Raw genomic sequence first — 12,882 nt, forward strand, 5'->3', positions numbered from 1 at the left:
TGCAAAGGATTGAATGTGGCGTATCTGGTTGATTTCAAGGATGTCTCCACCGAGGGGTTCGAATCCTCCCCCGTGGCCCAGGCCCTTGCCGGATTGCGGGCAAATGAGGCCCGCTATCTGAAAAACAAATTCGATCACGACCTGGTGCTTGAAGACGCCTCGGATGCCGACGGCGTCATCGCATGGGTCCACAACATCTTGGCTGAGGAACGCGATCTCCACATCGCTTCCCGCCCCTTGCAGGCCTGCGTTTTTGAAGCCGACGGAGCCAAGCGCGCCTACGTCTTCTACGAGTCGGGGCTGTCCATCAACGTGCTCTACGGACTTGCCGACGGGGAAAAGCGTGCCGTGGGGTTCAAGCTGTCTGATGGCATGGAGGTTCCCGAGGAGCTCGCCGACAAATTCAAGTTCGCGCGCCAGAAGTCCAAACTGGCCGGCACTATCCGTGGATCCTACTTCGTCATCAAGAACGAGTACTAGTCCCCCAGCTGGGCGTACACGTCTTGGACCGCTTCGCGCAGGAATTGAGCTGGCCAGATTTGCAGCAGGCCCGCAGAAAATCGGATCTTCCCGGCCGGGATCTCTTGCGCGTGGGCGGCGCTCAATTCATCGGCGAGCAGTTCAAGCTGCTGCTGTTGCCGAACAACGAAAGCGCGATCCACCGGCGTGCCATGCCCAGGAATAATGGCATCGGACTCGCCGATCCGCTCCAACAGGGATTCGAGGACTAGGGGCCATCCCAGCGGATGCGCGCCGGATCCGAACATCGTCGGTCCTGATTCTTCAACGATGTCGCCGAGGAACCAGATCCCCGCATCCGGGATGCGCACTGCAAGATCCGTATCGGTATGGCCCGGCGCCAGCGGCAACAACTCGATTTCCCGGCCTCCCAGGCCAATGGTGGTTGGCGCTTGAACCGGGACTGTGGGCGGGGTGAGAACCACCTCCTGCCACGACTTGTCAGGCTCCGTGCCGGGATGATTCTTGACCTTGTCCAGATGGGGTTTCTCGTAGTTCGCATAGTGCCGGGCAATCAAATAGTGCCCATAGATGGGGATGCCTTTGGCCTTGAAAACCTGGTTGCCGAAACTATGGTCGTAGTGGGCGTGGGTATTGATGGCGGCCATGATGGGCAGGGACAAGCCTTCGGCCACATCCTCGATGATCGCCAATGCCTCCGCGGGATTATTGCGAGTATCAATCACCACGGCTCCGGTGGGTCCCAAAACCAGTCCGATGGAAACATCCAGCGGGTCATAGCGCCGCTGGAATACGCCATTGCCTACTTCAATCCATTGGCCATTGCCCATGTCCGCTCCCCTGATGTGGCCTACTGCCCACCACGTCGCGCAGCCTGGTGAACCAGATCTGATACTAGCGCGGTTTCCGCCACCTGTCCTTGCGGGCTCTTGCTGATTCGCCCGCGGGAGGACAGTGCTCCTGGGCCGCTGCGAGGCGGTTTCGACTTGGGGTGCGCTTTTTCGCAACAGGGCGGAATACCGGCAAATTCTCGCATGGCTTCTGCCAGATGGCTAGGCTGGGATCATGGCCACAGTAATTCTTGTGCGGCACGGCCGCACTACCGCCAACGCCTCTGGTGTTCTGGCCGGACGAGCCCCTGGAGTAAGCCTCGACGAAACCGGCAAAACGCAGGCCGCAAGAACTGCGCTGCGGCTGGCCGAGGTGCCTTTGGCAGGTATCGTTTCAAGCCCGCTGGAACGCTGCCAGCAGACAGCCCAGCACATTATCCAAGCGCAAAAGAACGCGCCAGAACTGCTGCTTGCACAAGAGCTCACCGAGTGCGATTATGGCACCTGGCAAGGCAGCGCCCTGGCCGAGCTTTCCACCCAGGCTTTGTGGTCCCAGGTGCAGGCCAACCCCTCTGCTGTCACTTTCCCGCAGGGCGAGTCGATGGCGGGCATGCAAGCACGGGCCGTTGCCGAGATACGGCGCCTTGACGCCGGATTCGAGGCGGAACATGGAACTGGGGCGGTGTGGGTTGCCGTGAGCCATGGCGATATCATCAAGTCGGTACTGGCTGATGCGTTGGGCATGCACTTGGACCTGTTCCAGCGCATCAACGTCGGCCCGGCATCTGCATCGATTGTCCACTACGGTTCGGGTTCGCCTCGTGTGCACTCGGTTAATACTGACGGCGGGGACCTGTCTTGGCTGGCCCCGGGATTGCAAGCAGCTGACGCCCCTGTGGGTGGCGGAGCAGGAAACTAAGGAAGCAGACATGGCGAGCGAAGTCCACGAATTCAACTGGCCGGATCGAGTAGTCATTGGCACCATCGGCGAGCCCGGTTCCCGCACCTTTTATCTGCAAGCGCGCGCCGGATCAGACATGACCAGCATTGCCCTGGAAAAGCAGCAGGCAGCTGTCGTCGCAGAAATGATCGATGAGATTCTCGATCAGGTCGCGACCGCTGCGGGGAATTCTTTCAGCGTTCCGACCCATACTCCGGTGGAGCTGGTGGATAACGATCCGCTGGAAGAGGTCGACGAAGCCTTCAGGGTCGGGTCTATGAACCTGGGGTGGGATGCCACCGTGGCCCAGGTGGTGCTGGAAGCATTTTCCCTTGATGAAGCGCATCCCGAAGACGAGCCCGAGGCCGTCATGCAGGTGCGCATGCCCGTGGGCACGGCGCGGGCCTTTGCCATGCGCACCCACGAAGTTGTTGCCGCCGGCCGCCCGGTCTGCTCGTCGTGCGGCTATCCAATTGATCCAGAAGGACATACCTGCCAGAACCCTGAGCTTCCATGACCCAGCCGGATCTGCTCGCCGGTGAACTCGAACTCACCGGCCGTATCACCACGGCATCCAATGCCACCTTTTTGGGCACCATCGGTGGGTTGAGCGTGGTCTACAAGCCCATTGCCGGTGAAAAGCCGCTCTGGGATTTCCCGCAGCACACCCTGGCCAACCGCGAAGTTGCCGCCTACCTCGTCTCCGAGGCGCTGGGCTGGAACCTTGTTCCGAAGACCTGGCTGCGCGATGGCCCCTTTGGCGAAGGCATGGTGCAGCTTTGGCAAGAAGTGGACTCCGAGCAGCATGCGGTGGATCTCGTGGCCACCGGCAATCTCCCCGCCAAAGGCTGGAAGACGGTCTTGCACGGGCAAGACGACATCGGGCGCCAGGTGAGCCTGCTTCATGAGGACACCGCTGTCCTGCGCCGGATGGCGGTCTTCGACATCGTGGCCAATAATGCGGACCGCAAGGGCGACCACGTGCTGGCGATGCCTGACGGTCACCGTTATGGAGTAGACCATGGGCTGAGCTTCCATGATGAGCACAAGCTTCGCACGGTGCTTTGGGGGTGGATTGGCCAGCCGCTGGATGACGAAGAACTCTCCGGCATTGACCGGGTCAATACCGCATTGGGCTCAACGCTGGGCGAGCAATTGGGCAAGCTGCTCAGCGATGTGGAGCTCGAAGCTTTGCAGCAGCGGTGCCTGTTGCTTCGCCAGGATGCCCGCTTCCCCGGCCCGAGCGGTGATATGCCCGCAGTTCCCTGGCCGCTGTTCTAATTAGGCCCGGCTGATGCCTCTGCGCCGCAGCCAAGCTTTCGGCGCCAGATCCGCGAGGCGGATTCCACGGTCCCCTGTCGATGGGGTGCCACCTGGCTCGTGGGCTGATAGCCCATCTTCTTCCAGAATGGTTCAGCCACGTCCGCATTTGCATCCACGATGGCCAGCCGAAGGCAGCCGAGGCCTTCGGCTCCGCGCAACTCCGTGACGATGGCTTCATGCAGCCTTCGTCCAAGCCCCTCGCCAACCCGCTCGGAGTCGGCCATGAGCAACCCGATATGCGCGGTCCCCGGCTCGGGCCAGCCAATGATGACATCTGCGAAGGCCAGCAATCGGTTGCCTTCCCACAATCCATAACCACGCTTCTGGGCGGCAACAGCGTTGGGTGGCAGCGCCGTGAGCGCTTCCTGCGCTGCTCCGGGCTCAACGCCATGGCCCTGGATGCGCACTGCATAGCCTGCGTTGGATTCCATGAGCCGTTGCAAAGCGCGCGCATCCTGAAGTCCGACGAGCCCGAACACGCTCATGCTGCCCTCGCTTCAAAAATCATGACCGCTTGGCTTCCGTCAAATGGTGTCCGGTTCCAGTCACCCCGGATTGCATCAACCGTGAATCCAGCTGCCTGCAGCTGGACTTCCAGTTGTGCGACGGTGCGGAAAGCCAGCACCAGATCTTCATGCACTGTTGCTCCCGTGGTCGCGAATTTCGAGAATGATTCGAGGAGTATCTTCCCTTCGCTGAGTTCTTGAACCTTGCACCATTCAGTCACCGGTCCGAATGGCGTGTCTCTGGTGGAAGGCTCTTCGCGCGCCCAGGATTCCCACGCTCGTCGTTCCGGGTTTCGGCTTTCAAAGGCGAGAACAGATCCGGAGGACAGGCTGCGCCTCAAATCCTGCAAGGTTCGTTCCCACTGCTGGTCCGGAATGTGCTGCACCACGTTGCCCGTCATGACCGCCAAGTCGAACAGCCCATGATCAAGGGCGCGTGAGTCGCCCTCGACCCATAGAACTTCGCTGGCGCCGGCTCGCTGGCGGGCATAGTCAAGCATGGCCGGCGATGGATCCATGCCCACGACTTCACGCCCTTCCTGCGCCAAGGTGACGGTGAGAATTCCAGTGCCGCAACCGAGATCCAAAATGCGCTGCACGCCAGGCTGAACGGCGAGGGATCGGTAGTAGTCATGGTCTGGCCCGTCAGGATTTTCTCCGTCGTACAACGCGACAATTCGAGGGTCGTAATCAGCCAAGTAGTTCTCGATTCATTCATTGGTTGTCATGCACCTCGCTGTCGGGCGAATTTGGCGATGTCGAAGGAGCCATGATTTCGATGCGGTTCCCGAAACCGTCGCGGGCATGAAATCGAATATACCCTTCGAAAGATTCCCGCTCTGCCCACGAGACCTCAAAGCCGCCTGACTTGATCCGATGTGCTGCGGCCTCTAGCTCCGCCAAGGAATCGCACACGAGTCCAGGATGGGCTTTGCGGGCGGGCAGGAACGGCTCCTCTACACCGAGATGGATTTCGGCGACGATGGCGTCGCCGTCATAGGCCCGAAACCAGCAGCCGCCGCGGCCTGCCAGGGCTTCAGGCTTATCCACCTCATGAAGCCCCAGGGCTTGGGCATAGAATCGGCGGGCTTCTGCTTCTTGCCCCTGCGGCATTGAGACTTGTACATGATGCAGTTTCACTTCTTGCTCCAAATCGCTCGTTGGTGAGTGATGCCAGTTGGCTTGTCCAGACAGCTTGGGTCCGCGAATTCCAGCAGGTACTAGCGTTTGAAAAATTTCCGCATTCTCATGATTAGCCCCTCTGCCCGCTGACCCTGTTGGTGCCGCAAGTCCCGTGCCGCTTCTTCTGCATATTCCAGTGCATAGTCATCCTGGCCGTCAAAAGCCTGCAGAACTTCGCTCAGATCCCCAATGACCAGTAAATCAATATGGATTCCGGTGATTCGATCCTGCGCATCCCGCGTCTCCAGCACCGGAAATACCCTCCCGGGGCGGGCGATGAGAATTGCTATATTCTCTGCATCTGCGGCCTTGGGCAATCGAGTGAAGAGCGAGCCGAGCGGACCATCGATTTCTGTATCCATGCGGTCGAACCACCCGGTGCCATCGCTCGGTGAAATCACCGAATCGAACCAGGTTCCAGGATCATCGGGCATGGCCCGAACGATGGCTTCGGCGTCCACCATTGCAACACTGGACATCTGCGACGAAGGTATTCCCTGAAGACCAGGCATCACCGCTACGCCCTCGACCGGGCGGACGCCACGTTCTGAACCACCGGTGGCAAAAACCGCGGGATGGATCGAGGCGGTGGGATCACCGGACAGCATCAGGCTCAGGTAGGCTGGCCTGCTCATCGCCAGATCATAGCTCTCCGGAACCCTCGCAATCGTTGCTACCACCTTGTAGTCTCCCGGAGGGATGGTGAGCAGGCCGGGGTCCTGCAGATATAGCGGATCGCAGAGGGCCAGTTTGCCCGAGCGTACGCAAAGCGTTCCGAGTACATGCGTTTCGAGCGTTGCCGGTTGGCCGTCGGGCAGCCTGAATACGCCTGTTCGCAAAGCGAATAATCCGTCGGGGCCCATCGCCATCCTTCCTCGTCCATTCCGTGTTTCAGGAAGCACTGTCGCCAAGTTCAGCGTACCTCCCTCCATGGTCTCCGGGCCTTCGGAGTTCAGCTTTCATGGCCAAGGATCCAGTTGGCGTGCAGAATGGGCTTATGAACATTACGGATGTCTTTGCCGATTTCGCCCAGCGCCCCATCGAGGCTGCCCGCAACCTCCCGGCGCTTTCCGCCGAGCAGCTAAATGCCCACCCAGCCGGGCACCCCAACTCGATCGCTTGGCTGCTGTGGCACGCAGGAAGGGAAATCGACGTTCAGCTCGCGCACCTGAGCGGAGGGAACGAAGTCTGGGAATCCTACCGCAGCAAATTCGGCTTGGGTGAACTCGGCGATTCCGTAGGGTACGGCCATTCACGGGATCAGGCCCATCAGATCCAGGTTCCAGATCAGCAGTTGCTGGTGGACTATGTTCAAGCCTCCCTGCAAGCTCTCATTGAGTACACCGGAACGCTCTCAGAAGAAGACCTGGACGAGGTGATCGACCATGGCTGGGATCCCCCGGTGACTCGTGGAGTGCGCCTGGTCTCCCTCGTTGATGATGCCACCCAGCACGTCGCCCAGGCCGCCTACGCGGCCGGTGCTGCTGCAGGGCAATAGCCGAAACTGTGCTGCACGAGCGCTGTTGGTTACCACCAAGCGCCCAGGAAACCGCAATTGCCACCTGGACTTTTCAGAGCTCTTCAAATCCTGCTGTTTATGCCCGGCATCAACGGGGCAGTTGAAGTCATCGGTCCGTGTAGGACGGGAACACTTGCGCTGCCCTCGGTCAAAGAAGAAATGGCACCCGGCCTCGGCCAGCTGGAAACCTCGGCCAGCGATCCATGGCTACCGTCAAGCGAGAAAATCAATGGGAAAGAGCTCGGTCCTGCTCACCACACGATCCCGTTCTTCGGACAGCGCAAGCCTGCGAGGATCCGAGAGATAGGAATCAAGTGACGACTGCGAGGGAAAGCGGAAGATCTGCACCTCGCCAGGTGCGGCCGCGTCAGATATGCTCTGGACGCGTTGCACCACCTGTCCCCCGTGCTCCGGAATCAGTGCCAGCACTCGATCCTCATACGCCTGAAGACCCGCAGCTTCACCGTCGCGTGCCCACAACAAGCAGCAAAGGCTCAGCCCACTGATATTGCTCATGGCCCAAGCATAGCCTCCGCGCAATTCCGTGGTGCGAGGTGGAATGCGAGCAAACGCGACGCAGCTATTGCCCTCTATTCGGCGAGGTTTTGCATATTCATAGCAACGGTATTGCTATACATCCGACGCGACGCCCAGCATCATCGAGAATCTGTCCACCACGCTTGAGTGTTTTCAAAGCGACAAATCGTTCTTGGACAAAACTTTGTGGCGCTAGCTTCTGAACGGTCATCTCGTGTTCATGGGCAGCCTTGAAATCACGTAGCCAGAAAGTGGCCGCGAGATTCGAGGAGGCAATCATTCTTGCGCTAACTCTGCACGCTGGGTCATTTGCAAGTATCTGCCCAACGCGGTCGACATCAGCGGGCGGGACAGACCAAATTATGTTGAAGTCCTGCAACCCAGCGCTAGTCAGCCTGCCGCTATCGCATCGAAACGCTATAAACCCGCTGGCTATCAGTTTTTGCACGCGTCGTTGAACTGTCTGAGCTGACACTGAGAGCATTTGGGCTAGGTGCTGCCAACTCTGCCGGGCATCAACGAATAACATTTTGACGATCTCAGAGTCTAATTCGTCCGGTCGAAAGTAAGGCAGGTCCGCGGATTCCGAATCAGAGATTTGTTGTTTTTCTGCCACGGCCAATGTTCCGCTACTCCACTCGTTCGCTTGGCGATAGATTCGTGAAATAGGGCTAATGTGCCGGCTTCGCACCCCTGGCAGATTCCGCAAGGTCGTCTGGAGCTTTTCCATTCCCGCATTGTGCGATGATGCAAAACAGTCAATGTGGAATTGACGATGATGAGTAATGAGCGCCACGGTTCCAAACGCGGGCTCAGCACAGAGCGCTTCGGCGAGTTCCTCTTCCCGTTCTGGTTCGCATTCAATAGTCATGAATGCCGACCAGCCAGTTTCCAAAAACCGTGCACCCGGGATGACCGTGGTCCAGGCAAGACCCTCCGACTGCAGGAATTCCCAGCGCCGTGCAACCGTGGAGCTGGATACCCCTAGAACAAGGGCAAGCTTGCTGAATTCGACCCGCGGATGGACTTCCAGGGAGCCCAAAATCGCAAGGTCCAATTCTGACCCGATGGAAGATTTTTGCATTGGAGCGACCCTTTTTGGATGAAAGCGAACATTTCACCGAACGTTCACGGCCCATTTTTACACTTGTGATGGCAGGCACACAAGTTGCTTCGCCTCAATTCAAGGTTGGGAATGTTAATGGGTAAAGCGGTCCAGCTCACCACCAAAGTTGCCCCTAAGGGCACTTTTATCGGGCTAATGGCACTACTAATCACAATCGAGTCCCTCAGCGGAGTTGTACAAGGTTTTCTCAACCCAATACTTCCCGCGTTGGGTCCCGTGTTCGATATCGATGCCCCCACGATCAACGGAATTTTCCTTATCGCCAACGTGAGCTTCGCGGTTCTGACACCCTTGATTTCACGGCTGGGCGATAGGTTCGGATACAAGCGAGTCCTGCTGGCATCCACCGTACTCGTTGCGGCAGGAGTCGGGCTGCTTTCGTTTGTCCCAAGTTTGATCGCAATCATTGCTGGCGTAATTCTGATCACATGCGTCGTGGGATTTATTCCGCTGATGATGGGCATTCTGCGACTCACCCGCCCTGAGGAAACGCGTCGAGGCGTCAGCTACCTGATCGGCACCCTCATGATCATGGTCGGGATCGGAGGCTTGGTGGCAGGCGTCTTAGGAGCGGTAGATCCATTGCGCGGCTTCTGGATCGGGATCCCCTTCGCCGTAGCAGCAATCATCTGCGCGTTGCTCTTGCCCGATACTCCCAATCCGGCAAAAGAACCGATCGCCGCGCTGCCCATGATTAGCTGTCTTGTTGGGATCATCCTGTTCATGACAGGCCTCTCCATGGCACCTGACTGGGGGTGGGGCTCCTGGCGAACTCTTGTTTCCATAGTTCTAGGGGCTGGGTTATTAGCCGCATGGGCGTTGATGGATTCACGGCCTCGCGACGAGGTGCGACGCTTTACCGATCTGAGAATGCTCAAGTTGCGGTCTATTCGGAGCGTATCCATTGCAACTTTTTTCTTTGGGTTTGCTTCGATTAGCTACTTCGGCACCAATGGGCTGGTCCTGCATTCCGATCGGTCTTCAACGGGCTATGGTTTTGATTTTTCGCCCATGATTATCGCCGTCATTCTCGCGGTGACATCCCTGTTCTCTTTGTTCTCCTCACTGAGCGCAGGGCCGATTATGAATCGGATTTCCGAACGAGTGGCGCTGGTTTCATCTGGGCTTCTTCTGGCCGGCGGATTCGTGGTGTTCCTGGTCGCTGGGCACACGCTGATTGGGTACTTTATTGGTTTCAGCATTTTCAATTTGGCCCTGGGATCTTATCAAAGTGCAACACGTGCCCTCAGCGTTGAGGGAGTTCCGGTAGAGGAAACATCGTCAGCTGCTGGCATTAATGAACTGGCATTGTCTGTGGGCATCGCCTGCGGTGCCGCCGTCATCAAAATGCTGTCCAGCATGAATGTCGATGCACAAGGCGCTATTACCGAACAGGGTATTCACCTCATTTGGGCCACCCTCGCAGTAGCCTCAGTCGTTGCCGCAGTTGCAGGCAGTCGCTTCTCTAAACGTCAATTCACACGTCCCATTCGACAGGCCTGAGGAAACAGTGCAGCAAATGAAGAAGAGCACAGAAATTCCTATATTGATGAAGCTGATTGATGGTGCGCTCAAGAACAGCAATCGCGACGTCGTCACGCTAAGTCATCAGATCCATGAGAATCCTGAAATGAGCGGCGAAGAATTCTTTGCCCGCCAGTCAACGATCCGCCTATTGGACCGCTACGGCTTCAACCTGGACGCGACGCAGCCCGAGGCTCCCACTGCATTCAGCATGCGCAAAGGAACCGGCCAACTAGTCGTGACGCTATGCGTTGAATACGATGCACTTCCTAACATCGGCCACGCCTGCGGACATAACGTTAATGCTGCAGCCAGCGTCGCGGCAGCCATCGCCCTGAGCACCATCTGCGACGAACTCGATATCACTGTGCATGTTCTTGGCACCCCAGCTGAAGAAAGTCACGGTGGCAAGATAGACCTCCTCAACGACGGATTTTTCTCGACATCGCATCTGGCCATGATGGTTCATGCAAGTGGCCAAGACACGGTTGGAAACTCCTCCCTTGCACTGAACGCCTGGGACATTACCTATCGCGGGAAAGCGGCTCACGCGGCTGCCGCGCCCGAATTGGGAACAAACGCTTTGGATGCAGCCAATATTGCCCAGTATGCCATCGCACTCGCACGACAACAGCTGCCGATGAAATCGATTATCTCCCTGATTGTGATGCAGGCAGGACACTCGGTAAACGTCATTCCTGACGAGAGCACATTGAGGATTGAGATGCGCGCGCCCAATATCGATCAACTGACGGTCATCAATCAAAAAGTGCGTAATTGCCTCACGGCCGGCGCCATAGCCAGCGGGTGCGAATTACATATTCAAGAACGCGGCAACACCTTCGCGGAACTCCGCCAGGATTCTTTTCTTTCCTCGGCATATGCAACAGCACTCTCAGAACGCGGAAGACAAGCCGTTTTCGATTCCACTCCCATTGCTTCAACGGACATGGGAAATGTTTCGTTGGCTGTTCCTTCCATTCATCCGATGATTGGATACGACGTTCAGTCGGCTTCCCACCATTCAAAGGAGTTCGCATTCTACGGAACCACCGCTCAAGCCGACACCGCAATCATCGACGCAGCCTATGCCTTAGCAGGTGCCGTTGTGCGGGCAGCGACGGACAGCCATCAGCGTACTCGGCTGCTCGAACGTACCGAGCCCTAATTTCGATCGCGCTATCCCCGAATAATTCGATCCTTCGGAGCTGGAAATCCGGATAGCGTCATCGTCGGCTGCGCAAGGAACTCCCCAGCCGCTCATTAGCGCGTGGGGAGAACCGGCGCACCACCGTAATTGATGCTGCCGAACTTGCTGGTGGAACACCCGGCCAGCCGGAATTTCCTCCCGTCGCCCACTGTTGATCAGGCCAGCAGTAGGTTGCGGACCCATTGGCTTCACTCTCCAAGCTGGGCTGGAATGTTCCTGCGAGTATTCGATTCCTGATGGCAGATCGTTCCTTGCCTCGTAAGCCGATACGGATCGCGTTCGTTGCCCATGGCCATGAATTTTTACCTGCGACGTGGCGTGGACGAGCAACAGTTGCCCTACGGATCGCGAACCTAATAGAAAAGGGGCGAGTTCCTCGCGGCATCCGAGATAGCCAAAGTCAACGCCGCCCGTTACCACCATTTCAGGTGCCGCACGGTTCATAAGGAGCTCACCCTGTCGTTGACCGCGCCCTTGGTTGGAGACCAGCCCCGTAGGGACATTGCTGCTCGGCGCCTGATGGTGAACCGGTAGTTCACCTCACCCTAAAATCAATTCCCGAGTTCGCCGGCAGGGCATGGACGTAGAACCCGGGCCACATGGCGACTCGCACCACGTGAAGTATTCTCGACTGGCTCTCGTTCCACCGTATCGATGCAGTGCCTCTGCTGATTGCGGAATTGGGTCAGGGCCGCGGAAGTCCTAAATCAGAGTTCAACTTGTTCAAGTCGTACATGGGTCAAGGATTCTTGCTGACGATGACCATGTATAAACGCCCCCGGCTTCAATAGAAACCGAGGGAGTTTGAGCTGAGAAGTCTTAGACGTTGAAGCGGAACTCCGCGTTGCCTCCACACATGCCAACCTCAGAGCATGACGTCAGAATGAGTCGCAACGTCGAACCGTTGTCCCGGATATCGCAAACCTGCGTAGTACATGTTCGTGTGTGCCACGATCTGTGCCCCTGTGACAGTTACGCCATCCCACTCGGCATCCCCTGTCGTGTGTGCGTCGCCCACAAGAGTGACGTCGTATCCCTCAACGGCTGCACGCTGAGTCGTCGTTCTGATGCAGTAGTCAGATTGGGCCCCCGCAATAATCAAACGTGTCGCCTCTAGCCGGTCGAGCGTCTGCCTCAGAAGCGTTTGCGCGAACGCGTCACGATAGTTCTTTCTCACTACTGCCTCGCCGTCGATCCATTTAAGTGGAGCGACAAGATCCCATGCGGGCGTGCCCTCACCAACTGGATCGTGCATTACCCAGATCACCGGAACGGACCGCGATCTCGCCCGTTCGACGAGCTTAGCGACACGTTTGGCAACGCCATCCGCATCGAAGCATCCTGGGACTACGCCCTGCTGCATGTCAATAATCACGAGTACTGTTTCAGCAGTATTCGACATCAGGCGACCTTCAGCGGCTTGATCTCAGCGATCCGGTCGCCGGCAAGGTCTTGGGCAATCTCCAGCTCATAACGCGTCTGCAGATTGAGCCAGAACTGAGGCTCCACACCGAAAAAGCGTCCGAGGCGCAGTGCGGTGTCCGCAGTGATCCCCCGCTTGCCGTGCACGATTTCGTTAATCCTGCGCGGCGGGACACCGATCGACACCGCGAGCTTATTCTGGGTAATGCCGAACCCTTCGATGAAGTCCTCCATCAGGACCTCCCCCGGATGGATCGGCGGGTAGAGTTTCTCGACCATCTCT

16 protein-coding genes are annotated in these 12,882 nt (G+C 57.8%); 7 read left to right on the plus strand and 9 right to left on the minus strand.

Annotation, left to right across the window (positions count from 1 at the left end; genetic code table 11):
- Positions 1 to 15: 15 nt before the first annotated feature.
- Positions 16 to 480, plus strand: a complete 465-nt coding sequence (locus tag H6F58_RS13140; protein ID WP_195181927.1) for a phage tail protein — start codon at positions 16 to 18, stop codon at positions 478 to 480.
- On the opposite strand, the gene H6F58_RS13145 is transcribed toward H6F58_RS13140, so the two are convergent.
- The gene (locus H6F58_RS13145; protein ID WP_195181928.1) at positions 477 to 1,310 is read right to left on the minus strand and encodes an MBL fold metallo-hydrolase; all 834 of its coding nucleotides are present in this window, start codon (positions 1,308 to 1,310) and stop codon (positions 477 to 479) included. The genes H6F58_RS13140 and H6F58_RS13145 overlap by 4 nt on opposite strands.
- Positions 1,311 to 1,545: 235 nt before the next feature.
- Here H6F58_RS13145 and H6F58_RS13150 point away from each other — a divergent pair, with 235 nt between their 5' ends.
- From H6F58_RS13150 to H6F58_RS13160, 3 genes are read left to right on the plus strand one after another with little or no spacing between them, the layout of a single operon-like run.
- Positions 1,546 to 2,229: an MSMEG_4193 family putative phosphomutase gene (locus tag H6F58_RS13150; protein ID WP_146275569.1), complete on the plus strand. Its 684-nt coding sequence runs from the start codon at positions 1,546 to 1,548 to the stop codon at positions 2,227 to 2,229.
- Between the two features lie 10 nt (positions 2,230 to 2,239).
- Positions 2,240 to 2,767, plus strand: coding sequence for a DUF3090 domain-containing protein (locus H6F58_RS13155; RefSeq protein ID WP_195181929.1), 528 nt, complete (start codon positions 2,240 to 2,242; stop codon positions 2,765 to 2,767).
- Positions 2,764 to 3,531 (plus strand): SCO1664 family protein, encoded by a 768-nt coding sequence (locus H6F58_RS13160; protein WP_195181930.1) that lies wholly within the window; start codon positions 2,764 to 2,766, stop codon positions 3,529 to 3,531. Before H6F58_RS13155 ends, H6F58_RS13160 begins: the two co-directional genes overlap by 4 nt.
- Here H6F58_RS13160 and H6F58_RS13165 read toward each other — a convergent pair.
- The 4 genes from H6F58_RS13165 to H6F58_RS13180 all read right to left on the minus strand — a co-directional run bounded on the left by H6F58_RS13165 (position 3,528) and on the right by H6F58_RS13180 (position 6,124).
- Positions 3,528 to 4,058 (minus strand): GNAT family N-acetyltransferase, encoded by a 531-nt coding sequence (locus H6F58_RS13165; RefSeq protein WP_195181931.1) that lies wholly within the window; start codon positions 4,056 to 4,058, stop codon positions 3,528 to 3,530. The two genes, H6F58_RS13160 and H6F58_RS13165, sit on opposite strands and share 4 nt — an antisense overlap.
- Positions 4,055 to 4,777 (minus strand): class I SAM-dependent methyltransferase, encoded by a 723-nt coding sequence (locus H6F58_RS13170; protein WP_195181932.1) that lies wholly within the window; start codon positions 4,775 to 4,777, stop codon positions 4,055 to 4,057. The genes H6F58_RS13165 and H6F58_RS13170 overlap by 4 nt, the downstream gene beginning before the upstream one ends.
- Positions 4,778 to 4,793: 16 nt before the next feature.
- Entirely contained in the window at positions 4,794 to 5,219 is a 426-nt protein-coding gene (locus H6F58_RS13175; RefSeq protein WP_195181933.1) for a VOC family protein, read from the minus strand.
- A gap of 80 nt (positions 5,220 to 5,299) precedes the next feature.
- Positions 5,300 to 6,124 (minus strand): hypothetical protein, encoded by an 825-nt coding sequence (locus H6F58_RS13180; RefSeq protein ID WP_195181934.1) that lies wholly within the window; start codon positions 6,122 to 6,124, stop codon positions 5,300 to 5,302.
- 134 nt (positions 6,125 to 6,258) lie between these two features.
- Here H6F58_RS13180 and H6F58_RS13185 point away from each other — a divergent pair, with 134 nt between their 5' ends.
- Positions 6,259 to 6,759 carry a DinB family protein gene (locus H6F58_RS13185; RefSeq protein ID WP_195181935.1) on the plus strand — a complete coding sequence of 167 codons (501 nt, stop codon included), beginning with the start codon at positions 6,259 to 6,261 and terminating at the stop codon, positions 6,757 to 6,759.
- 234 nt (positions 6,760 to 6,993) lie between these two features.
- Here H6F58_RS13185 and H6F58_RS13190 read toward each other — a convergent pair whose 3' ends face one another.
- Entirely contained in the window at positions 6,994 to 7,296 is a 303-nt protein-coding gene (locus H6F58_RS13190) for a hypothetical protein (protein WP_195181936.1), read from the minus strand.
- Between the two features lie 97 nt (positions 7,297 to 7,393).
- Positions 7,394 to 8,401 (minus strand): AsnC family protein, encoded by a 1,008-nt coding sequence (locus H6F58_RS13195; protein ID WP_060702097.1) that lies wholly within the window; start codon positions 8,399 to 8,401, stop codon positions 7,394 to 7,396.
- A 117-nt stretch (positions 8,402 to 8,518) separates the two neighbouring features.
- Between H6F58_RS13195 and H6F58_RS13200 the strand changes: the two genes are divergently transcribed.
- Both H6F58_RS13200 and H6F58_RS13205 read left to right on the plus strand, forming a co-directional pair.
- Positions 8,519 to 9,946, plus strand: a complete 1,428-nt coding sequence (locus H6F58_RS13200; protein WP_195181937.1) for an MFS transporter — start codon at positions 8,519 to 8,521, stop codon at positions 9,944 to 9,946.
- Between the two features lie 16 nt (positions 9,947 to 9,962).
- The gene (locus tag H6F58_RS13205; protein WP_195181938.1) at positions 9,963 to 11,135 is read left to right on the plus strand and encodes an amidohydrolase; all 1,173 of its coding nucleotides are present in this window, start codon (positions 9,963 to 9,965) and stop codon (positions 11,133 to 11,135) included.
- 907 nt (positions 11,136 to 12,042) lie between these two features.
- Here the strand turns inward: H6F58_RS13205 and H6F58_RS13210 are convergent.
- Positions 12,043 to 12,579, minus strand: a complete 537-nt coding sequence (locus tag H6F58_RS13210) for an isochorismatase family protein (RefSeq protein ID WP_195181939.1) — start codon at positions 12,577 to 12,579, stop codon at positions 12,043 to 12,045.
- Positions 12,579 to 12,878 (minus strand): HigA family addiction module antitoxin, encoded by a 300-nt coding sequence (locus H6F58_RS13215; protein ID WP_171919681.1) that lies wholly within the window; start codon positions 12,876 to 12,878, stop codon positions 12,579 to 12,581. The genes H6F58_RS13210 and H6F58_RS13215 overlap by 1 nt, the downstream gene beginning before the upstream one ends.
- Between the last annotated feature and the right edge of the window lie 4 nt (positions 12,879 to 12,882).

The organism is Glutamicibacter sp. FBE19 (assembly GCF_015524875.1).
GTDB lineage: Bacteria > Actinomycetota > Actinomycetes > Actinomycetales > Micrococcaceae > Glutamicibacter > Glutamicibacter halophytocola.